We start from the raw sequence: 21079 nt of genomic DNA on the forward strand, positions 1-21079 counted from the left end.
ACCACATCACAGCTTACGATCGGGCTGTGACCACGCCTGTTTCACTCGCACTGGCCATCGGAGCCCTGGTGGCCGGTGCGGTGGTCGGTTTCCTCCTCGCGCGGGCACGAACCCGGCGCGAAGAGGCCCGGCCACCGGGGCCGACCGTCGCGGAGCTCCTCGAACGGCTGATCCGGTCTTCCAACAACGGCGTTGTCGTGCTCAACAAGTTCGGCGACATGGTGCTGCACAACCCGCGCGCCTACGAGCTGGGCCTGGTGAAGGTCAACCAGGCCGACCCGCGGGCCCGCAAGGCCGCCGAGCAGGTCGTCGAGACCGACGAGCCGATGGAGATCGACCTTTCGCCGCTCGAAGCGCGCGGCCGCCAGCCGGAAGCGGTGCTCGGCCAGGTCCGGCCGCTCGGGGACGGCTTCACCGTCGTCGAGGCCGTCGACCACTCCGAGGCCATCCGGCTCGAAGCCGTGCGCCGCGACTTCGTCGCGAACGTCAGCCACGAGCTCAAGACCCCGGTGGGCGCGATCGCGCTGCTCACCGAGGCCGTCCTCGACGCCGCCGAGGACGTCGAGGAGGTCCGCCGCTTCGGCGGCAAGATCCTCCGGGAGTCCACCCGGCTCGGCCAGCTCGTCACCGAGCTGATCGCGCTGTCGCGGCTGCAGGGCGCCGAACGGCTGCCGGACCTCAACGTCGTCGAGGTCGACGCCGTCGTCCGCGAGTCGCTCGGCCGGACGACGCTGTCGGCCGAGTCGGCCGACATCCGGATCACCACCGACACCCCCAGCGGCCTGCTCATCGAGGGCGACCGGACGCTGCTGGTCACCGCGCTGTCGAACCTGCTGGAGAACGCCGTCGCGTACTCGTCGGCGGGCAGCCCGGTGTCGATCTCCCGGCGGCTCGCCGACGGCATGGTCGAGATCGCCGTCACCGACCGCGGCATCGGCATCCCCGAGGACGAGCAGACCCGGGTGTTCGAGCGCTTCTACCGCGCCGACAAGGCCCGCTCGCGGGCCACCGGCGGCACCGGGCTCGGCCTGGCGATCGTCAAGCACGTCGCGGCCAACCACGGCGGCTCGGTCGGGCTGTGGAGCCGGCCCGGCACCGGCTCGACGTTCACCCTCCGCATCCCCGCGCACGTCCGGCCGGAGCCGGCCCCCGAGCCGGCCAAGCCCGGCAAGCAGACCTCGCCGGCACCACGGCAGGAGAAGACCCCCGAGCGCACCCCGAGGCTCGTGGTTACCGGGCAGGACAGCCCAGATCATGGAGGAAACCTGTGACCAGGGTTCTCATCGTCGAGGACGAGGAGTCGTTCGCCGACCCCCTCGCCTTCCTGCTGCGCAAGGAAGGGTTCACCGCGGCCGTCGCCGGCACCGGCCAGGCCGCGCTCGAAGAGTTCGACCGCAACGGCGCCGACATCGTGCTGCTCGACCTGATGCTGCCGGGGATGAGCGGCACCGACGTCTGCAAGCAGCTGCGTCAGCGCTCCGCCGTGCCGGTGATCATGGTGACCGCGCGGGACAGCGAGATCGACAAGGTCGTGGGGCTGGAGCTCGGTGCGGACGACTACGTCACCAAGCCGTACTCGGCTCGGGAGCTGATCGCGCGGGTCCGGGCTGTGCTGCGGCGGGGTGGTGAGCCGGGCGCCGAGGGGGAGCTGGCGCCGCTCGTGCTGTCCGCCGGGCCGGTTCGGATGGATGTCGAGCGGCATGTCGTGACGGTGGACGGGGCTGAGGTTTCGCTGCCGTTGAAGGAGTTCGACCTGCTGGAGTATCTGCTTCGGAACGTGGGGCGGGTGCTGACCCGGGGGCAGCTGATCGATCGGGTTTGGGGCGCGGACTACGTCGGGGACACCAAGACTCTGGATGTCCATGTGAAGCGGTTGCGGTCGAAGATCGAGCCGGATCCCGGGTCGCCTCGGCATCTCGTGACTGTTCGGGGGTTGGGGTACAAGTTCGAGACGTAGGCCCTGGGGCGTCGCGTTTGTGGGCTGCCGCCTGCTAAGGACTGTCCTCGCCGGACGGGCAGGCTCTGGGATGACCCCTGGGTTGTGCCTTCGTCTCACTTTTGTGTGGTGGCCGCGGTTGGTCATCCCGTCGCCTGACTGAGGCCTATCACTTTGAGCCGGGCCCGCAAGCTTGGGCTCTTCGCCCTCTTTGCGCTTGGGGTTGCGGGCCCGGCTCAAAGTGATTTTTTCGGCCTCAGGCGACGGGATGACCAGCCGCTCCTTTGTCTGGGCTGCTTGCCCTTGGCGTCCTTTTTGGGCGGTTTTGGTGGGTGGGAGGCGCGCCGGGGTGGGGTTGTACCGAGTGTTTTCGGTTACAAGTTCGAGACCTGGGGCTGGGGCCGGTACCCTGGACCCCCGTGCGCCTAGGGGTACTCGACGTCGGTTCCAACACCGTCCACCTGCTCGTGGTCGACGCCCACCGGGGCGCCCACCCGACGCCGATGCATTCCGAAAAGTCGGTGCTGCGGCTGGCCGAGCGGATCACCCGAACCGGGGACCTCAGCCGCGCCGGTGCCGACGAGCTCGTGACCGCCGTCGAATCCGCCAAGGAAGCCGCAGCCCGGCTCGGCTGTGAAGAGCTGATGGCCTTCGCCACCTCCGCCGTCCGCGAGGCGAAGAACTCCGCCAAGGTGCTGGCCCGCGTGGCCGAAGAAACCGGCGTTGAGCTGCAGGTTCTCTCCGGGGTCGACGAGGCGCGGCTCACCTTCCTCGCCGTGCGGCGGTGGTACGGGTGGTCGGCCGGGAAGCTGCTGGTGCTCGACATCGGCGGGGGCTCGCTGGAGATCGCCATGGGTCGGGACGAGGAGCCCGTGCTGGCCGAATCGCTCGCGCTGGGCGCGGGCCGGACCACGCGCACCCGCTTCAAGCACGATCCGCCGACGCGCTCGGAGCTCGTCGCCACCTCGGCGTGGCTCGACGACCAGCTCACCGAGCTGGCGCGGAAGGTCACCAAATGGGGTGAACCCGATCGGGTCGTCGCGACGTCGAAGACGTTTCGGTCGCTCGCGCGGCTGACCGGCGCCGCCCCCTCGGCGGCGGGCCCGCGCGTGCGACGTACGCTCACCGACACCGCATTGCGGCAGCTCCTGGCCTTCATCTCGCGGATGCCCTCGGCCGATCTGGCCCAGCTCGAGGGGGTCAGTTCGAGCCGGTCGCACCAGCTGGTGGCGGGTGCGCTCGTCGCGCAGGCCACGATGCGGGTGCTCGGATTGCCGGAACTCGAGATTTGCCCGTGGGCTCTGCGAGAAGGTGTCATCCTGCGGCGGCTGGACCATTCCAACGGCGCGGATGAGACTGGAGCCGCCCTCGTGGCGCGCTTCGGCGCACAGGAGGACCGGTGAAAGCAGTCGGCTGGACTTCGCACGAGGAAGACGGGCACGGTGGAGGGGTGACGGACATGCAGAGGACAACGCACAGCGCGCGCTGCGCCGCCGGCGTGCCGTCGGGAACCCGTTCGCGAAGTGCCGAAGAACCGGAGCGCGCAGGGGATTACCAGGTATGACGGACCAGACCGGAGGCGACCAGCCGCAGAAGACCGTGGCTGAGCTGCTCGCCCAGCACGGCGCCCAGGTCGACGGCGGACGCCGTCGCCGCCGGCGCGCGGCCGAGGACGACGACGAACCCGGCACCCCCGAAGCCCCGCCCGGCGCGACCGGCTCGCACCGGCGGCCCGGCGTGAGCGACACCGGCCCGCAGGCGATCATCGACCGCGTGGCCGGCGAAGGCCCGCCCCCGGCGGCGCCGCCCGCGGCGCCGCCCGCGCGGCCGTCCGGACGGCGTCGCGCCGAACCGCCGCCCGCGCCCCGCGCGGTCCCGCAGGACTCGCAGCCGCTGCCGCGGCCGGTCCCGCCACCGCCGCCCCCGGCCCGGCCCGCCCCCGGTGGCGCCGAGTCCGGCCAGTACGCGCGCCCGCCGCAGCAGTCGGGCCAGTTCGCGCGGCCGCCGCAGGAGTCCGGGCAGTTCGCGAGCCCGCCGGAGCCGCCGCGCGCGCCCCGGCGTCAGCCGCCGCCTCCGCCTCAGGCGTCCCAGCAGCTGCCGACCCCGCCGCCGCCCGCGGCCGAGGAGACCCGCGAGGCCGTTCCGCCGGTCCGCCGCCGCCCGGGCCCGCCGCAGCCGTCGCAGCAGTTGCCGACCCCGCCGCCGCAGCCGTCCCAGCAGCTGCCGACGCCGCCGCCGTCCGGTCCGCTGTCGGCCCGGCTCGACGGCCTCAACGGCACTCCGGACGCCGACGTCGACGGGCCGCCGCCCCCGATGGCCGGCGGCACGTTCTCGACGCCGCCGGCCGCGCCCGGCCGCCCGCGCCGGGGCCCGGCGCGCCGCCCGCAGCCGCAGCAGGAGGCCTACACCGAGCAGTTCTCGGCGGTCCCCGACGACGAGCCGGCGCCGCCCGTCCCGCCCAAGGGGCCGAAGGGCAAGAAGCCGGACGAGCCGCCGTCGTCGCCCGCGGGCCTGGCGAACTGGCGCAAGCGCCGGCAGAAGGAACAGATGGAGGACACCGAGATCGGCGTCATGCCGGTGGTGCCCACCGATGCTCCGGACGACGGTTACCCCGAGGACGACTTCGAGCCCGACGGGTTCGCGCCGGAGAGCAGCGGCTACCAGGCCGCCTACGACGCGGGCCCGCCGACCGGCACGTACCCGCCGCCGATGCCGTTCGCGCCCGGCGAGCGTGCCTCGCGCGCGCCGATCCCGGACGACCTCGAGCCGTACGAGCGCGAGTTCGCCGACGGGTACCCGGCGGACGGCCCGGACTTCGAGCAGGACGACTACGGCTACGAGCAGGGCGAAGGCTACGAAGATGACGAGTACGAGGACGCGCCCGGCCCGGTCGCGGAGCCGGAGCCCGCGGCTTCGCCCGGCAAGGCGTGGCTGGCGCTGGCCGGTCAGCTGGCGCTGGGTGTGGTCGGCGGCGCCGCCGTCTGGCTCGGCTTCAACTGGCTGTGGGTGAACATCCCGGCCGCCGCCCTCGTCGCCGCGCTGCTCGTGGTCGTCGCGCTGGTCTGGATCGTGCGGAAGATCCGCCGCGCCGAAGACCTGCAGACCACGGTGCTGGCCGTGCTGGTCGGCCTGGTGGTGACGGTGTCGCCTGCCGCGCTGCTGCTTGTCGGACGCTGACCTCGAAGGGACGCGGTGACGCGCGTCCCCTTCGAGGCACGCCCCTGCCTCCCGCCCTGCGTGACGAGGCAGGATGGCGCGCGTGACAGACGAGAAGCCGGTGCCGGTCGGCCTCAGCACGGCGTCCGTGTGGCCCCTCAAGGCCGGGTCGGCGTTCGAGCTGGCCGCCGAGCTGGGCTACGACGGGGTCGAGGTGATGGTCTGGGCCGACGCCGTCAGCCAGGACGTCGCCGCCCTGCGCCGCTGGTCGCGCCGCACCGGGATGCCCGTGCTGTCGATCCACTCGCCGTCACTGCTGATCACCCAGCGGATCTGGTCACCCGATCCGGTGGTCCGGCTGCGGATGTCGGTCGACGCCGCCGTTGAGCTCGGGGCGCGCACGGTTGTCGTGCACCCGCCATTCCGCTGGCAGCGCCGCTACGGTGACGCATTCGGTGATCTCGTCGACGAGCTGGAGGAGTCGAGCGGGATCGAAATCGCCGTCGAGAACATGTTCAAGGTCCGCCCGCCCGGCGGTTCGAAGAATGCGCGCGTGTCGGCGTTCCGGCCGTCGATCGATCCGACGGACGTCGGTTTCCGGCACTACACGCTCGACCTGTCCCACACGGCGGCGGCCCGGATGGACGCGCTGGCGCTCGCCGAGCGGATGGGGGAAGGCCTGACACACCTCCATCTGGCGGACGGCACCGGCGTCCCGAAGGACGAACACCTGGTGCCCGGACGGGGTGGGCAGCCCTGCGCCGCGCTCCTGGAGAAGCTGGTCAGCAGCGGTTTTGCCGGGCAGATCGTGCTCGAGGTCAACACGCGGCACGCCGTCACCGCGACCGAGCGCGTGCGTGATCTGGCGGAGGCATTGCTGTTCGCGCGATTCCACCTCGGCTTATAACTGAGCACGTTCCGACAGGACACCACTACTCCCGAGTGCATTTCCGCCGGTCGAACACGTAAAGTTCCGACTGTGAAACCGTCGCGCGCGTTGCTTGTCACCTTCCCGGATTCCCGCACCGGCACGGCGCGTTCGTGAGCGGAATGGACGCCACCGCCGTGTCCTTCGACACGGCGAGTGCGGCGCGGTCGCTGGGGGACGGCACCTTCACCGCGGTGCTGCGTGCGGAATGGGCCATCGGCTCGCACCCGCACGGGGGCTTCCTCCTGGCCCTGCTGGCCAAGGCGGCGATCGCCGCGCTCCACGAACGCGGGGAGCCGCACGCCGAGCCGCTCGTCGTCAGCGCGGAGTTCCTGCACGCGCCGGCGCTCGGCCCGGTGCTGCTGCGCACGGACGTCCGCAAGGTGGGGCGCCGCGCGACGGTCGTCGAGGTCCGCCTGGAGCAGCGCGGCCGCAGCTGCGTCGAGGCGCGCGTGACGACCGGCCGGCTGCCGATGCGGCGCCCGGAGTGGACGGACGTGCCGTCGATGCCCGCCGAGCCGCCGCCCGGCGCGCTGACGATGCCCGAGAGCCCGGAGGGGCCGTTCAACCTGGCCAAGGGCTGCGAGGTCCGCCTCGACCCGGCGACCGCGGGTTACCTGGCCGGGCGTACGGGCGAGCCACCCCGGATGCGGCTGTGGGTCCGGCCGCGCCACAGCCTGGTCGACCCGTACTTCACGCTCTTGGCCTCCGACGTCAACCCGCCGGTGGTGATGAACCTGGGCCGCATCGGCTGGGCCCCGACGGTCCAGCTGACGGCGCTGCTGCGCACCCGCCCGGCCCCGGGCTGGCTGCGGGTGGTGGTGGAGTCGAGGTCGGTCCACGAGTCGTGGTTCGACTCGGACGCCACGGTGGTGGACGCCCAGGGGCGGCTGGTCTGCCAGGCGCGGCAGCTGGGCCTCGCCCCGGCCCCGGGCGGCTGAGCGGCGTTTGGCACGCTTTACGCCATGACGGTCATCGCGGTGCTGGGTGCGGGGAAGATCGGCGAGGCGTTGCTCTCGGGGCTGCTGCACGGCGGCCACGAGCCGGACGGCCTCCTCTTCACCGAGCGCTACCCGGCGCGCGTCCAGGAGCTGACCGAGCGCTACGGCATCCGTGGCGTCGAGGTCGAGGAAGCCGCCAAGCGGGCCGATGTCCTCGTCGTGGCCGTGAAGCCGCAGGACATCGACCCCGTGCTCGCCGAGCTCGCGCCCTTCCTCGGGCCGTCGTCGCTGGTCGTGTCGCTGTGCGCGGGCCTGCCGACCTCGCTGTACGAGCGGCGGCTGGCCGAGGGCGTTCCCGTGGTGCGGGTCATGCCGAACACGCCGATGCTGGTCGGCGAGGCCATGAGCGCCATGTCGGCCGGGCGGCACGCCACCGCCGAGCACCTCGCGGTCGTGCGTGAGCTGCTTTCGCACGTCGGCCAGGTCGTCGAGGTGCCCGAGGCCCAGCAGGACGCCGTCACGGCGCTGTCGGGCTCCGGGCCCGCCTACTTCTTCTTCCTGGTCGAGGCCATGATCGACGCCGGCATCCTGCTCGGCCTGCCGCGGGCGCTGGCCGGGCAGCTGATCATCCAGTCGGCCGTCGGCGCGGCGAAGATGCTCGCCGAGTCGGAGGAGCACCCGGTGCTGCTGCGCGAGGCCGTGACGTCCCCGGCCGGGACGACCATCAACGCCATCCGTGAGCTGGAGAAACACGGCGTCCGCGCCGCGCTGCTCGCGGCGATCGAGGCGGCGAGGGACCGGTCCGTGGAGCTGGGCAAGGCCCACGAGGACTAGGCCCTCGGCCGCCAGTCGTTCGCCCACGTGTCGAGCCGCACCAGCGCCTCGAACAGCGATTTTCCCTGGTCGGTGAGCGTGTAGCCCTCGGCGTGGCCGACCAGGTCCGCTTCGCCGAGCTCGCGCAGCCGGGTGGCCAGCACGCTCGACGAGACGCCGTCGCAGCGTCGCTGGAGCTCGCGGAACGTCGGGTTCGCGTCGTCGCGCAGCTCCCAGAGGATCCGCAGCGCCCAGCGCCGGCCGAGCAGGTCGAGCAGCGCCATCACCGGGCGGCCGGTGGCCGATCCGCGGACCGGGCGGCCGGGCAGGGGAGTCGTCAAAGTGCTTTCCTTTCCGAAGCGGCCGATGTTAGCGTGCCGGTCATGCCTCTGAAATCGAAGCAGCCTCGGATCGCACCCCTCGAGCCGCCGTACGACGCCGCCGCGGCGGCCGCGATCGAGCAGCTCGGCCCGCCCTTGCAGCTGTTCCGCGTGTGGGCGCGGCGCCCCGACCTGGTCGACGCCATCGCGAACTGGGGGCGGTACTACTTCTCGCGACGCTCGGCGCTGAGCGTCCGGCAGCGTGAGCTCGTCATCACCCGCACGACCGCCCGGTGCGGCGCCGGCTACGAGTGGGGCGTGCACGTCGCGACCTTCGCCGCGAAGGCCGGCTTCGACGACGCGCAGCTCCGCTCGCTCGCGGACGGCGATCCGGCCGACGGCTGCTGGGACGCCGGCGACCGCGCGGTCCTCGTGGCCGTCGACGAGCTGCACACGACGTCGGACCTCTCCGACGAGGCGTGGGCCGCCCTGGTCGACGTCGTCGGCGAAGACGGCGCGCTCGACCTGCTGCTCGTCTGCGGCTGGTACCACGCCATCTCGTTCACCGTCCGCGCCCTGCGGCTGCCGCCCGAACCGGGGACCGAGCGCCCGGTTTCGCCGTAATGGGCGATTCCTGCGGTCTTGCACGAGCGGGTGCCCGTGCGTTAGCGCTGGTAGGAGCCCATCTCGGTGACAGGCGTCGCATTAGTCCCACCAGTCCCGCTACTCTCGATAGAGCACGTGCGTGTCGATACCACAGGTGGGGAAGCCTCGTGGCGCGACACGTGTCGAAGGACGCGGTAAACATGTCGCCGAACAAGAAGGAGGATCTGCCGGCAGTCGGGCAGGTCCAGTTCCTGACGGTCGCCGAGGTGGCCACGCTGATGCGGGTCTCCAAGATGACCGTCTACCGTCTCGTGCACTCGGGTGAGCTGCCCGCCGTAAGGGTCGGGAAGTCCTTCCGGGTGCCGGAGAAAGCAGTGCACGAGTACCTCCAGGGCGCCTACTACGACGTGGGTTGATCCGGTCGCCGGGCACGCCGTGGCCAGCGGCGCGCAGCGCTACAACGTGCCCGCCGACCGGCCCGCGAAGGGTCACGGGTAACCTGGAAGACCGCTCGTGCCTGTGCGCTCCACCCGTTGGACGCTGCGCCGGGCAGCGTTACCGACGACGACCTAAGGAGCGCCCATGGGCTCTGTGATCAAGAAGCGCCGCAAGCGCATGTCGAAGAAGAAGCACCGCAAGCTGCTGCGCCGCACGCGAGTGCAGCGTCGTAAGGCCGGCAAGTAAGCCTGCCAGCCCGAGCGTGACCGTGGCCCGTCCAGTCTCTGGACGGGCCACGTCCATGTGGTGGACCCGTCCCCCCGTTCGAGTGTTGCCTTCGTCGCTTTCCGGGGGCCGGCGGTTAATAGCACGTAAGACAACCCGGTGCTACCACTGATGAGCGGTAACATCTCAAGGGCGTCCGCGCGATGCTTCCAGTGAGTGCAGGTTCGCGCACCTCGGGTGATCGTCCACCCCCCACACGCCCTACGCCGCAGGGAGTCGTATGCCGTCGAACATCGTGCTCGTGACCGGGGTCGCCGGCGAACTGGGCGGGAAACTGCTCGCCCGGCTGGGCAACAACGCCGACTTCGAACGGGTCATCGGTGTCGACACGGTCCCCCCGGACAAGACGGTCCTGCAGCGCATGGGCCACGCGGAGTTCGTCCGCGCGGACATCCGGAACCCCTTGATCGCCAAGGTGATCAGCACGGCCAAAGTGGACACCGTGGTGCACGCGTCCTGCACCGCGCACCCGGCCGGGCCGGGCCGCCGCACGGCCATCAAGGAAGTCAACGTCATCGGCACCATGCGGCTGCTCGCCGCCTGCCAGCGCTCGCCGCTGGTCCGCAAGCTGGTGGTCAAGTCGACGGCGGCCGTCTACGGCGCCGGCGCCCGCTCGCAGGCGGTGTTCACCGAGGACTCCGAGCTCATCCCGACGTCGACCAGCGGATACGCGAAGGACGCCGTCGAGATGGAGGGGTACGTGCGCGGCCTGGTGCGGCGCCGTCCCGACATCACCACGACGTTGTTCCGCTTCGCCAACATCATCGGGCCGTCGACCGACACCGTCCTTTCGCGCTACTTCGCGCTTCCGGTGGTGCCGACCGTTTTCGGTTACGACGCCCGGATCCAGCTGCTGCATTCGTCGGACGCGCTGGCCGTGCTGGAGCGCGCGACCCTGGCCGACAAGCCCGGCGTCTTCAACGTCGGCTCGGAAGGGGTACTCACCCTCTCGCAGGCGATCCGGCGAGCCGGCCGGGTGGAGCTGCCGATGCCGCGGACGGTGGTGCCGTCGGTCGGCAAGGTCCTGCGCGGCGCCCGCGTCGTCGACTTTTCCGCCGACCAGGTGCGGCTGCTGAACTTCGGCCGGGTCGTCGACATCACCAAGCTGAAGCAGGAGTTCGGGTACACCCCGCGGTGGACCACGCGTGAGGCGTTCGACGATTACGTCGTCGGACGCGGGCTCCGGCCGGTGCTCGACGGCGGCAAGCTGGCGGGCCTGGCCGGGAAGGTGCTCGTCGCCGCGGCGACGGGGCAGAGCCGGTGAGCAGGCCACATGAGTTCGAAAGCGAGGCGGAGACAGTGGGCGGTGCCGAGGCGCAGGTCATCCCCCTGCACGGGCCGGGCCGGGAAAAGCCGGAGGCCGACCCGCGCGACCAGAGCGGTGACGCTCCGGTCGTCGCGTTCCCGCGCGCGGACCAGCCGGCCCCCGAGCCGCTTTCGGACGCCGCGCGCTCGGCGCTCGGCTTCCTCCGCGACCGGCTGACCGGCGACTACACCGTCGACGAGTTCGGTTTCGACGCCGAGCTGACCGACGCCGTCTTCCTGCCGCCGCTGCGCGCGCTGTACAAGAAGTGGTTCCGCGTCGACACCCACGGCGTCGAGAACCTCCCGCTCGAGGGCGGCGCGCTGCTGGTGTCCAACCACTCGGGCACGTTGCCGCTGGACTCGCTGATGACGGCGGTGGCGGTCCACGACGAAACGGGCGGCCGCCACCTGCGCGGTCTCGGCGCCGACCTGGTGTTCCAGGTGCCGCTGGTGGGCTCGTTCGCCCGCAAATCCGGCCAGACGCTGGCCTGCAACGCGGACGCGGAGCGCCTGCTGGAGCGGGGCGAGCTGGTCGGCGTGTGGCCGGAGGGCTTCAAGGGCGTCGGAAAGCCGTTTTCGTCCCGCTACAAGCTGCAGCGCTTCGGCCGCGGCGGGTTCGTGTCGGCCGCGCTGCGCGCCGGCGTGCCGATCATCCCGGTGTCGGTCATCGGCGCCGAGGAGATCTACCCGAAGCTCGGCGACATCAAGCTGCTGGCGCGCATGCTGGGCCTCCCGTACTTCCCGGTGACGCCGTTCTTCCCGCTGTTCGGCGCCCTCGGCGCGATCCCGCTCCCGACGAAGTGGAGCATCGAGTTCGGCGAGCCGATCGCAACGGACTCCTACGGCCCGGACGCCGTCGACGACCCGATGCTGGTGTTCCAGCTGACCGACCAGGTGCGGGAGTCGATCCAGCAGACGCTCTACCAGCGGCTTTCACAGCGGAAGTCCGTCTTCCGCGGCTGAGGCGGTGTCGTCGCGACTCGCGTGATTCAAGGGACGACACGGGTGTCCGGGTCAGCGGCGGCGGTAGGCCATTCCCGCCGCCACGGCACCGGCCAGCGCTCCGGCGCCGAGCACCGAAGGCACCCCGATCTTCGCCGCCTTACGCCCCGTCCGGAAGTCGCGGATCTCCCAGCCGCGCGCGCGGGCGACGTCACGCAAGCCGCCGTCCGGGTTCACCGCCACCGCCGTCCCCACCGCGGACAGCATCGGGATGTCGTTCGCCGAGTCCGAATACGCCGTGCAGCGCTTGAGGTTCAACCCCTCCCGGGACGCCAGCGCGCGCACCGCGTGAGCCTTCGCCCGGCCGTGCAGCAGGTCGCCCACCAGGCGGCCCGTGTACACGCCGTCGCGGGTTTCGGCCACCGTGCCCAGTGCCCCCGTCAGGCCGAGACGGCGGGAGATGATCGCCGCCAGCTCGATCGGTGTTGCCGTCACCAGCCAGACCCGCTGGCCCGCGTCGAGGTGCATCTGGGCCAGGGCGCGGGTGCCGGACCAGATCTTGTCGGCCATCAGCTCGTCGTAGATCTCTTCGCTGATCGACGTCAGCTCCGCCACCGTGCGGCCGGCCACAAAGGACAGTGCGCGCTCGCGGTGGGTCTTGATGTCTTCCTTGTTTTCGCGCCCGCCGAGCCGGAACTTGATCTGGCCCCAGACGAACCCGGCCAGGTCGGACGACGTGAAGAACTTGCGCGCCGCCAGGCCGCGGGCGAAGTAGAAGATCGACGCGCCCATCATCATCGTGTTGTCGACGTCGAAGAACGCGGCCGCGGTGAGGTCCGGTGGCGCGGGCGGGGCGGGGGGCTCGGCGGCTTCGGAAACCACTCGGGCGTGGGCGGCCTCGGCCGACGCCTCGCCCGCGAGCGCGGCGAGCCGTTCCAGCTCCTGACTCTTATCCCTGCCACGCCAAGCTGACACGCACACCGCCTCCACGTCTGCCCACGTCCGGCCACGTCCCTGCGCGGGGACGGGTCCTTCGCACAGCGTAGCGAGCCGCCCACCGCGCCGTCGCAGGTGTGGCCCGGACCTCAGCCGATCACGATCGGCGGCAGACCCGGGATGAGCGGCGGGATGGAAACCAGGGGCGGCGGCTTCGAGGTCGACGTCACCGGCAGCCGCGGGGTGGTCGTCGGAACCTCGCCGTACACCGGCGGCGGGGTGACGCCGCCGGTCGGCTGCGGCGAGCCCGGGGTCGCCGTGGTGCCGGACGGCGGCAGCTCGGTGCCGGTCGGCGTCGGCTGGGTGCTCTCGGCCGCCGAGGGCGACGTCGGCGCCGAGGACGGCTCCCCGCCGGACGACGGCGCCGGCCGCTGCGTGCACTCGCCGGTCGCCGGCAGCAGGCCCAGGTCGTCCGACGAGCCGGTGGTGATCTGGTAGCAGCTCATCCGGGCGGCCAGCCCGCTCGTGCGCTCCTGGACCTTGCCGAGCAGGGTGCGGACGTCGCCGAACACCGTCGCCGCGTCCGCCGGGAGGGCCGGCTGCGCCGCGGCCAGCCGCGCCGCCTGGTTGCGCGCCCACAGCCGGACGTCGGCGAGCTCCTGCGCACTTCCGTCGCTGGTCGCGACGGCGGCCGTCTCGGCGACGCCGGCGCGCAGGTCCGCGGCGAAGTCGTCGTACGCGGTCCGGTAGTCGGCCTCGCTCGCGCCTTCGGTCGTCAGCTGCGACAGCTCGGTGATCCGGTTGGTCGCGAACTCGAGGTGCTTCTTGGCCTTGGCCTGGTCGCCGAAGGTCAGGCCCAGCGCCGTCGACTCCCCGGCGCGCTTGACGCCGTAGAGCGGGGAGCCCGGCAGCGCGTTGCGCGAGAGCACGAGCGTCAGCCCGGACAGCACCAGGAAGAGGAAGAGCGCGGCGGCCACCAGGTCGGCGGTCCGCGGCCGCCACCTCCGACGCGGGGTGGCCGCCGCCGTCTCCAGGCGGCCCGCGATCTCCGCGCGGATCCGCTGCCGGGTCTCGAGGTCCGGGGCCCCGGCCGCACCGAGCTCGCGCAGCGCGCCGACGAGGGCCAGCTCGTCGGCGAACTCGCCGTCCCGGCGTACCGGGGACGGCTCCAAAGCACGCGCGAACCGGTCGATCTCGGCTCGCTCACGCGCAAACCTCACTGCGCCAGCTCCATCTCGGGCCCGTGGCCGGTCCTGACACCGGTCTGCGAGGAGTAACGATCCAGAAGCCGTCAGGGTTACCGGATTCGGTCAAGAGCTCGAAAAGTTGCGGGTTTCAGCGCAATCCGGTGGGCAGAAGTTGTGCCAGACGGCGTACCGCGCGGTGCTGCAGCGCCTTGATCGCGCCCTCGTTGCGGTTCATGATCTGGGCCGTCTCGGCCACGGACAGTCCCTGCAGGAACCGGAGGATGATGCATTCCCGCTGGTCGTCGCCCAGTTCCGCGACGCAGCGCAGCAGCTCGGTGCGGGTCGCGCGGCTGATGGCCTCCTGCTCGGGGCCAGCCTGCGCGGTCGCGCCGACCGAAAACGGCGCCGAACCGGGTTCGGTCACCTCGTCGGTGACGACTTCGAGGCGGAACCGGCTCGACTTCACGTGGTCGAGCACGAGGTTGCGGGCGATGGTGACGAACCAGGCGCCGACGTCACGCCCCTGGTAGCTCACGGACGTGATCCGGCGCAGCGCGCGCAGGAACGTCTCGCTGGTGACGTCCTCGGCGAGGTCGCGGTCGCCCAGCCGGAAGAGCACGTAGCGGTAGACGACGTCGACGTAGCGGTCGTAGAGCCTGCCGAAAGCGGACGAATCGCCGTCCTGCGCGGCGCGGACCAGGTCCCAGGCCTCGGCTTTCGCCGCTTCGGCGCGCTCGTCGTCGGACGCCTGCCTGCTCAGCGGCACGGTCGACGACCGCCCGAAGACGCGCTCGGCGAACATGAAGACGGGCCCGCGGCCCACGGTGGTCGGCACGGTCATCGGCGGGCACCTCCGGCGGCGGCTCGGACCCAGTGGGTCACGGTACCCCCGGAACCCGGGCGAGCAGGGGCCTGCCGGCTCGCATGCCCCACGGCCTCGTGGGCAGGCAAGTTCGTCACGGCGACTCCCTCTCTCCGGTCGCAGTGGTGATCAACACCACCCCGCGACGCAGTGCAGCATACGTGTAGTTACCGCGAAGTAGGTAGTGGCTCCGGGGTTGCGAAGAGGGGACACTCGCGGCGTGCGCCCATGACGTCGTTCCCAATGACAGACTTGCAACGGTTTGGCCGGGCGACGAGAGGTGGACCGCGGGTGAGTGCGCCAGAGGAGACGCAGTCGGGGGTCGGCGGGTTGCTCACGCGGGCCGTGGCGACGTGGCCGGACCACCCGGCCGTGCACGAGACCGGCGACGGCCGGAAGCTGACCTACCGTGAGCTCGCGGCGGTCGTGGAGGCCCAGGCCAAGACACTTGTGGGTGCCGGTGTCACACCCGGTGACCGGGTCGCGCTGCGGCTGCCGACGTCGGCCGACTTCGTGGTCGCGTTCTACGGCGCGCTGCGCGCCGGTGCGGTCGTGGTGCCGCTGTCGCCGCAGGCGCCGGGACCCGAGCTCGAAAAGCTGCTCGAGCACAGCGGGGCCAAGGTTGTCGTTCATCGCGACACGGATACGGCGCTGCCGGCCGGAGTGATCGGTCTCACTCCCGAAGCTGACCCGGATGGACCAGTCGAACCCGTCGACGCCGGCCGGGCGGGCGAGGACATCGCCGTCGTGTCGTACACCTCGGGCACCACCGGGCCACCGCGCGGCGTGATGCTCTCGCACCGCGCGCTGCTGGCGAACCTCGAGCAGCTCAGCCACGTCGAAGGCGTCCTGACCCACGACGACCGCGTGCTGGTCACCATCCCGCTCTTCCACGTCTACGGCCTCGGGCCGGGCCTGCTGCAGGCCGTCTCCGTCGGCGCGACCGCGATCCTCTCGGAGCGCTTCGAGGCGCAGCGCACGCTGGCCGACTGCGCCGAGCACGGCGTCACCACGATCACCGGCGTCCCGACGATGTACGGCGAGTTCGCCGCGCTCGGCGCCGAGGAGCTCGGCCGCGGGCTGGCCACCGTCCGGCGGATGACGTCGGGCGCCGCGCCGCTGCACCCGAAGGTGCTCGGCGCGATCCGCGAGGCCACCGGCCTCGACGTCTACGAGGGCTACGGCCTCACCGAGTGCGCGCCGGTCGTCACGTCGACGCTGGTCACCGGATACCCGAAGCCGGGTTCGGTCGGTCGCCCGCTGCCGGGCGTCGAGCTGCGGCTGGTCGACAGCGACGGCACCGACCAGGCCGTGCCGCTCGACCCGGACGACGTCGACGACGTCTTCGAGGCCGAAGGCGAGACCGGGCTCGTGTCGATCCGCGGCGCGAACCTGTTCTCCGGCTACTGGCCCGACGGCGGCCACGGGCCCGACGACGAAGGCTGGTTCCGCACCGGCGACGTCGGCTACCTCGACGTCGACGGCGACCTGCACCTGGTCGACCGGGCCAACGACCTGATCATTGTCAACGGCTTCAACGTCTTCCCGAACGAGGTCGAGTCGGTCATCGCCCAGCTGCCCGAGGTGGCCGAGGCCGCGGTGGTCGGGGTTGTCGACGAGCGCAGCGGCGAGGCCGTGAAGGCGTTCGTGGTGCCGGTCGCCGGGGCGTCGCTGTCGGAGCAGCAGGTCGTCGACCAGTGCGCGGCCCACCTGGCCGGGTACAAGGTGCCGCACGCGGTCGAGTTCGCCGAGTCGCTGCCGCACTCGGCCACCGGCAAGCTGCGCCGCGTGCGGCTGCGGTAATAAGGACGTCATGGCACAGGTAGTGACGGTGATGGGCCGGGCGGGCTGCCACCTCTGCGAGGTGGCGGAGGCGGACGTCGAGCGCATCTGCGGCGAGCTGGGCGTCGCGTGGACGGCCGAGGACGTCGACACGGACCCGGAGTGGCGCGCGGAGTACGGCGACCGCGTGCCGGTGATCCTGGTCGACGGCGCCGAGCACGGCTACTGGCGCGTCGAGGAGGACCGCCTGCGGAAGGCGCTCGCCTGAGCCGTGCTGTGCCGTTCGTTACCAATCCGGCCACAGCCACGGCCGAATGGCTTCGTGGCAACAGTTGCGTGCCGCGGGGCAGGCGGCCTGCTTTTGGCCGGATTGGTAACAAGTCCGTAAGCAGTGCCGGGCCACCCGAACGGCCTACCGCGTCGAAGATGGAGGCGTGAGCACTGTCCAGGACGCCCCCGCCCCGGCCGAGGCGCCGCGGCGGCTCTCGCTGCCCGTTTCGACCCTGATCGGGCTTCTCGCGCTCGCTGCCGCACTCGGTGTCGGGCACTTCGTCGCGGGCTTCGTCGGGTACACGGCTTCGCCGTTCATCGCGGTGGCGAACTACGTCATCGACCACAGCCCGACCGCGATCGTGAAGTGGGCCGAGCGGACGCTGGGCACCTGGGACAAGCCGATCCTCAAGGTCGGGCTCGGCGTGGTGCTGGTCCTGCTCGCGGTGCTGGCCGGTCAGCTCTCGCGCAAGACGCCGCGCGCGGGCCAGGTGCTCGTCTTCCTGCTCGGCGCCGCCGGGGTCGCCGCCGTGTTCGTGCGCACCGACCTCGGGCAGGTCTCCCTGCTCGCCCCGGTCGCCGCGCTGGTCGCCGGGCTGGTCGTGTTCACGATGCTGCACCGGCTCGCCCTGCCGCCCGACGTCGTCCGCTACCGCGGCTTCGACCGCCGGAAGTTCCTGCGGGCCGGCGTCGGCGTCGCGGCGGGTTCGGGGCTCGCGGCGGTGGTCGGCGAGGTCGCCGGGACCAGCTCGAACGCCGAGGACTCGCGGGCCGCCGTCGGGCCGCTCGTGCCCGCGCGCACCGCGCCGCCGCTGCCCGCCGACGCCGACTTCGTGAAGCTCGGCTCACCGCCGTTCATCACGCCCAACGCGGACTTCTACCGCATCGACACCGCGCTGGTCGTGCCGCAGATCCGGACCGAGGACTGGGGCCTGAAGATCCACGGGATGGTCGACAAGGAGGTGACGTTCTCCTACGCCGACATCCGCAACCGCCCGCTGGTCGAGCGGCGCGTGACGCTGACCTGCGTGTCCAACGAGGTCGGCGGGCCGCTGATCTCGAACGCGGCGTTCCTCGGCGTCGACCTCGTCGACCTGCTCGACGAAGCCGGCGTGCAGGCCGGCGCCGAGCAGATGTACGCGACGAGCGTCGACGGCTGGACGTGCGGCACCCCGGCGAACGTCGCGCTCGACCCGGCACGCGGCGCGATGCTGGCGATCGGGATGAACGGCGAGCCGCTCCCGGTCGAGCACGGCTTCCCGGCGCGGATCGTCATCCCCGGCCTGTACGGCTACGTGTCCGCCACCAAGTGGGTCAAGGACCTCGAATTCACCAAGTGGGACGCGCGGCAGTCGTACTGGCTCAACCGCGGCTGGGCCGAGCAGGCGCCGATCAAGACGGAGTCCCGGATCGACACCCCGGCCGGCTTCGCGAACGTCACCGCGGGCAAGGTCCGGCTGGCCGGCACGGCGTGGGCGCAGCACACCGGCATCGCGAAGGTCGAGGTCCGGCTCGACCAGGGCGCCTGGCTGCCGGCGACGCTCTCGGCCGAGGTCAGCAAGGACACCTGGCGCCTGTGGTGGATCGAGCTCGACGTGCCCGCGGGCACGCACCAGGCGTTCGTCCGGGCCACCGACCAGGACGGCTACACCCAGACGGAGAACCGCGCCGACCCGGTGCCCGACGGCGCCACCGGCTGGCACTCGGTGACGCTCGACGCGCACTGACCCAAGCGCCCCAAGGCGGCCTTGGTTGCGTCTGACGCACCGAAGGGCCCCTTGGGTGCGTCTGACGCACCGAAGGCCACATTGGGGCGCTTGAGGCCGGGCGGGCGGAAGTGCCTGGCGGACAAGGATTCTGACGCCGTGTCATGATCGGCGGGCCGTCCCGGTCGCCGGGAACCGCCTCCGACCAGTGACTTTGTGCGCGCGTTCACAAGTGGTCTACCGTAGGACCATCGCCCCTCGGGCGGTCCGGCATCGAACCGGACTCCGCGCCCTGGGTCAAGACACAGTTCGGCACGGCCGTGGCGATGGCCGCCGGGTGCACAGCGGGCAGGAGACGACGGCGTGGTGACACAGCGGGGGAGGCGCGACGCGGCGGACTCCCCGGGCCGGCCATCGCGGCGGTCACGCCGGCCGGACACGCCCGACGCCGACAACGCGCCGACGGCCGAGATGCCCGCCGTACCCGCCGACGGGAACGGCCGCAACGGGGATGCCCCCGAGGCCGTCCGGGCGAAGCAGATCCCCGAAGCCGCCGTCGCGCGCCTGGCCGTCTACCTCCGTGTGCTGTCCGGAATGTCGGAACAGGGCGCGACGACCGTTTCGAGCGAAGAGCTGTCGCAGGCCGCGGGCGTCAATTCCGCGAAATTGCGCAAAGACCTCTCGTACCTCGGCTCCTACGGCACCCGCGGCGTCGGCTACGAAGTCAGCGTCCTGGTCAGCCAGATCGAGCGCATCCTCGGCCTCACCCGGCAGCACAAGGTGGCCGTGGTCGGGATCGGGAACCTGGGTCACGCGCTGGCCAACTACGGCGGCTTCCCGGGGCGCGGCTTCCCGGTGGAAGCGCTGTTCGACCTGGACGCGGACCTGATCGGCGTGCCGGTCGGCGGCCTGCTGGTGTCGCACATGGACGACATCCCGCGGGTCTGCGCCGAGCGCGGCATCTCGATCGGCGTGATCGCCACCCCGCCCACCGCGGCGCAGTCGGTGTGTGACCGCCTGGTCGCGGGCGGTGTCCAGTGCATCCTCAACTTCGCCCCGGTCGTGTTGCAGGTTCCTGCTCACATCGAGGTCCGCAAAGTGGATTTGGCCGTCGAGCTGCAGATACTGTCATTTCACGTGGCCCGCAGGGCGGATGATGCCGCTGGGAACCAGGGCACTTCCGGATTACCCGGCGCGGGCCTGCCGTCCGACAATGGCAAAGGCGGGCGGAACGGGTCGGGTCCGGACGGCGGACGGGAAATGGTGGTGCGCTCATGAGCGAGCTTGCGAGTGAATCATTCAACACAGCGCAACCGCTTAGGCGCTCACCGAGCGCCAGCGAGGTGATCGCATGAGCGTGTTGGCGGTCGGTCTCTCGCATCGCAGTGCGGAGCTGAGCACGCTGGAGCGCGTCGCGGTACCGGCGCCCGAGGTGGCCAAGGTGCTGCACGAGCTGCAGCAGGCCGAGCACATCAGTGAGGTCATGCTCGTCTCGACGTGCAACCGCATCGAGGTGTACGCGGTCGTCGAGACCTTCCACGGCGGCCTCAACGACGTCTCCGAAGTGCTTTCCCGCCAGGCCGGGATGGAACCCGCCGAGCTCTACGACAGCCTGTACGTGCACTACGCCGGCGCGGCCGTCGAGCACCTGTTCTCCGTCACCTCCGGCCTGGACTCCATGGTCGTCGGCGAGACGCAGATCCTCGGGCAGGTCCGCGCCGCCTACGCCACCGCGCGCGAGGTCGGCACCGTCGGCCGCACGCTGCACGAGCTGATCCAGACCACGCTGCGCGTCGGCAAGCGCGTCCACAGCGAAACCGGGCTCGACCAGCTCGGCGCGTCGGTCGTCTCCGAGGCGCTCGCCGCGGCCGGGGACGTCACCGGCAAGCACGCCGTCATCGTCGGCGCCGGCTCGATGGGCGCCTTGAGCGCGTCGCAGCTGCGCAAGGCCGGGATCGGCGAGATCACCGTCGCCAACCGCACCGACGCCCGCGCCCGCCGCCTGGCCGCGAACAGCACCGAACACGGCGTGCCCACCCGCGCGATCCCGCTGTCCCAGGTCGCGGACGCGGTCCGCGAGGCCGACATCGTGATCTGCTGCACCGGCGCGCAGGACGCCGTCTTCGGTCCCGGGCAGGTGCTTCCCCGCGGCGGCCGCCCGCTCGTGGTGTGCGACCTCGGCCTGCCCCGCGACGTCGACCCCGAGGTCGGCGAGCTGGCCGGCGTCCGGGTTGTCGACCTGGCCACCATCCAGCGCCGGATGCGCGAAGCCGGCACCCCGACCACCGAGCGCCAGACGGCCAAGGCGACCGGGATCGTGCTCGACGAGGTGCGCGACTACCTCGCCGGGCAGCGCAGCGCCGAGGTCACCCCGACCGTGACGGCGCTGCGGCGGCGGGCGGCCGAGGTCGTCGACGCCGAGCTGCTGCGCCTGGACCACCGGCTGCCCGACCTCGAACCGGGCGTCCGCGAAGAGGTCGGCCGCACGGTCCGCCGGGTGGTCGACAAGCTGCTGCACGCGCCCACCGTGCGGGTGAAGCAGCTGGCTGCCGAGACGGCCGAAACCGACTACGCGAACGCGTTGCGCGAACTGTTCTGCCTCGACCCGCAGGCGCCCGCCGCGGTGGCGAGCCCGAAGCCCCCACCAGAGAAGAAGTAGCAGTGAC

General features: G+C 71.8%; 21 protein-coding genes. 17 read left to right on the forward strand and 4 right to left on the reverse strand.

Going from position 1 to position 21079, the window contains the following annotated elements; translation table 11 throughout:
• The first annotated feature begins 26 nt into the window (after window positions 1-26).
• The 7 genes from ACZ61C_RS18795 to proC all read left to right on the forward strand — a co-directional run bounded on the left by ACZ61C_RS18795 (window position 27) and on the right by proC (window position 7795).
• On the forward strand, window positions 27-1271 hold the full coding sequence (locus ACZ61C_RS18795; protein ID WP_465308340.1) for a sensor histidine kinase: 1245 nt from the start codon (window positions 27-29) through the stop codon (window positions 1269-1271).
• Window positions 1268-1957: a response regulator transcription factor gene (locus tag ACZ61C_RS18800; protein WP_125310281.1), complete on the forward strand. Its 690-nt coding sequence runs from the start codon at window positions 1268-1270 to the stop codon at window positions 1955-1957. The genes ACZ61C_RS18795 and ACZ61C_RS18800 overlap by 4 nt, the downstream gene beginning before the upstream one ends.
• Window positions 1958-2355: 398 nt before the next feature.
• The gene (locus ACZ61C_RS18805) at window positions 2356-3339 is read left to right on the forward strand and encodes a Ppx/GppA phosphatase family protein (RefSeq protein WP_465308343.1); all 984 of its coding nucleotides are present in this window, start codon (window positions 2356-2358) and stop codon (window positions 3337-3339) included.
• A gap of 157 nt (window positions 3340-3496) precedes the next feature.
• A complete protein-coding gene (locus tag ACZ61C_RS18810; RefSeq protein ID WP_465308345.1) occupies window positions 3497-5113 on the forward strand; it encodes a hypothetical protein in 1617 nt (538 codons plus the stop codon).
• A gap of 73 nt (window positions 5114-5186) precedes the next feature.
• Window positions 5187-5999: a sugar phosphate isomerase/epimerase family protein gene (locus ACZ61C_RS18815; RefSeq protein ID WP_465308347.1), complete on the forward strand. Its 813-nt coding sequence runs from the start codon at window positions 5187-5189 to the stop codon at window positions 5997-5999.
• 143 nt (window positions 6000-6142) lie between these two features.
• On the forward strand, window positions 6143-6961 hold the full coding sequence (locus ACZ61C_RS18820; RefSeq protein ID WP_465308349.1) for a thioesterase family protein: 819 nt from the start codon (window positions 6143-6145) through the stop codon (window positions 6959-6961).
• A gap of 24 nt (window positions 6962-6985) precedes the next feature.
• Complete coding sequence (gene proC / locus ACZ61C_RS18825; protein ID WP_465308351.1) at window positions 6986-7795, forward strand: pyrroline-5-carboxylate reductase; 810 nt, start codon at window positions 6986-6988, stop codon at window positions 7793-7795.
• Here the strand turns inward: proC and ACZ61C_RS18830 are convergent.
• Window positions 7792-8115, reverse strand: coding sequence for a winged helix-turn-helix transcriptional regulator (locus tag ACZ61C_RS18830; RefSeq protein WP_465308353.1), 324 nt, complete (start codon window positions 8113-8115; stop codon window positions 7792-7794). The genes proC and ACZ61C_RS18830 overlap by 4 nt on opposite strands.
• Window positions 8116-8157: 42 nt before the next feature.
• On the opposite strand from ACZ61C_RS18830, the gene ACZ61C_RS18835 reads away from it, so the two are divergent.
• The 5 genes from ACZ61C_RS18835 to ACZ61C_RS18855 all read left to right on the forward strand — a co-directional run bounded on the left by ACZ61C_RS18835 (window position 8158) and on the right by ACZ61C_RS18855 (window position 11691).
• The gene (locus ACZ61C_RS18835) at window positions 8158-8718 is read left to right on the forward strand and encodes a carboxymuconolactone decarboxylase family protein (protein ID WP_465308355.1); all 561 of its coding nucleotides are present in this window, start codon (window positions 8158-8160) and stop codon (window positions 8716-8718) included.
• A 182-nt stretch (window positions 8719-8900) separates the two neighbouring features.
• Entirely contained in the window at window positions 8901-9116 is a 216-nt protein-coding gene (locus ACZ61C_RS18840) for a helix-turn-helix domain-containing protein (protein WP_013222402.1), read from the forward strand.
• 166 nt (window positions 9117-9282) lie between these two features.
• A complete protein-coding gene (locus tag ACZ61C_RS18845; protein WP_007030867.1) occupies window positions 9283-9384 on the forward strand; it encodes a 30S ribosomal protein bS22 in 102 nt (33 codons plus the stop codon).
• Window positions 9385-9643: 259 nt separating this feature from the next.
• A complete protein-coding gene (locus ACZ61C_RS18850; protein WP_465308357.1) occupies window positions 9644-10687 on the forward strand; it encodes an NAD-dependent epimerase/dehydratase family protein in 1044 nt (347 codons plus the stop codon).
• Entirely contained in the window at window positions 10684-11691 is a 1008-nt protein-coding gene (locus ACZ61C_RS18855) for a lysophospholipid acyltransferase family protein (RefSeq protein WP_465308359.1), read from the forward strand. The genes ACZ61C_RS18850 and ACZ61C_RS18855 overlap by 4 nt, the downstream gene beginning before the upstream one ends.
• A gap of 51 nt (window positions 11692-11742) precedes the next feature.
• On the opposite strand, the gene ACZ61C_RS18860 is transcribed toward ACZ61C_RS18855, so the two are convergent.
• The 3 genes from ACZ61C_RS18860 to ACZ61C_RS18870 form a co-directional block, all read right to left on the reverse strand.
• On the reverse strand, window positions 11743-12645 hold the full coding sequence (locus tag ACZ61C_RS18860; protein ID WP_369904172.1) for an HAD family hydrolase: 903 nt from the start codon (window positions 12643-12645) through the stop codon (window positions 11743-11745).
• Between the two features lie 110 nt (window positions 12646-12755).
• Window positions 12756-13826 carry a DUF5667 domain-containing protein gene (locus ACZ61C_RS18865; protein WP_465308362.1) on the reverse strand — a complete coding sequence of 357 codons (1071 nt, stop codon included), beginning with the start codon at window positions 13824-13826 and terminating at the stop codon, window positions 12756-12758.
• 115 nt (window positions 13827-13941) lie between these two features.
• Window positions 13942-14634, reverse strand: coding sequence for a sigma-70 family RNA polymerase sigma factor (locus ACZ61C_RS18870; protein ID WP_465308364.1), 693 nt, complete (start codon window positions 14632-14634; stop codon window positions 13942-13944).
• Between the two features lie 312 nt (window positions 14635-14946).
• On the opposite strand from ACZ61C_RS18870, the gene ACZ61C_RS18875 reads away from it, so the two are divergent.
• The 5 genes from ACZ61C_RS18875 (at window position 14947) to ACZ61C_RS18895 (ending at window position 21072) form a co-directional block, all read left to right on the forward strand.
• Window positions 14947-16458: an AMP-binding protein gene (locus ACZ61C_RS18875; RefSeq protein ID WP_465308366.1), complete on the forward strand. Its 1512-nt coding sequence runs from the start codon at window positions 14947-14949 to the stop codon at window positions 16456-16458.
• Window positions 16459-16468: 10 nt separating this feature from the next.
• Window positions 16469-16705: a glutaredoxin family protein gene (locus ACZ61C_RS18880; RefSeq protein WP_465308368.1), complete on the forward strand. Its 237-nt coding sequence runs from the start codon at window positions 16469-16471 to the stop codon at window positions 16703-16705.
• A gap of 166 nt (window positions 16706-16871) precedes the next feature.
• On the forward strand, window positions 16872-18434 hold the full coding sequence (locus tag ACZ61C_RS18885) for a molybdopterin-dependent oxidoreductase (protein WP_465308370.1): 1563 nt from the start codon (window positions 16872-16874) through the stop codon (window positions 18432-18434).
• A 342-nt stretch (window positions 18435-18776) separates the two neighbouring features.
• A complete protein-coding gene (locus ACZ61C_RS18890) occupies window positions 18777-19691 on the forward strand; it encodes a redox-sensing transcriptional repressor Rex (RefSeq protein WP_465308372.1) in 915 nt (304 codons plus the stop codon).
• Window positions 19692-19764: 73 nt separating this feature from the next.
• On the forward strand, window positions 19765-21072 hold the full coding sequence (locus ACZ61C_RS18895) for a glutamyl-tRNA reductase (RefSeq protein WP_465308373.1): 1308 nt from the start codon (window positions 19765-19767) through the stop codon (window positions 21070-21072).
• Window positions 21073-21079: the final 7 nt, after the last annotated feature.

It is taken from the genome of Amycolatopsis sp. NPDC104587, from assembly GCF_055583645.1.